Raw genomic sequence first — 312 nt, forward strand, 5'->3', positions numbered from 1 at the left:
TACTTCACTATCCACGCCGGTGTGCTGCTTCGCTATGTACCCATGACCGCCAAACGCCTGACCGGTATTGTGTCGCGCGGCGGCTCTATTATGGCCAAATGGTGTTTAAGCCATCACCAGGAGAACTTCCTCTACACCCATTTCCGTGAAATTTGTGAGCTGTGCGCGGCTTATGATGTGTCCTTGTCATTAGGCGACGGCCTGCGCCCAGGCTCGGTGTACGACGCCAACGACGAAGCCCAGTTTGCCGAGCTGCGCACCTTAGGCGAGCTGACCAAAATCGCTTGGGAATATGATGTGCAGGTGATGATC

At 55.1% G+C, this 312-nt stretch carries 1 protein-coding gene; it reads left to right on the forward strand.

Going from position 1 to position 312, the window contains the following annotated elements:
* Nucleotides 1-312, forward strand: a 312-nt coding sequence (locus tag J0A65_RS26880) for a phosphomethylpyrimidine synthase ThiC (protein WP_206597218.1), incomplete at both ends; no start/stop codon positions are given.

It is taken from the genome of Bowmanella yangjiangensis, assembly GCF_017255015.1.
GTDB classification, from domain to species: domain Bacteria; phylum Pseudomonadota; class Gammaproteobacteria; order Enterobacterales; family Alteromonadaceae; genus Bowmanella; species Bowmanella yangjiangensis.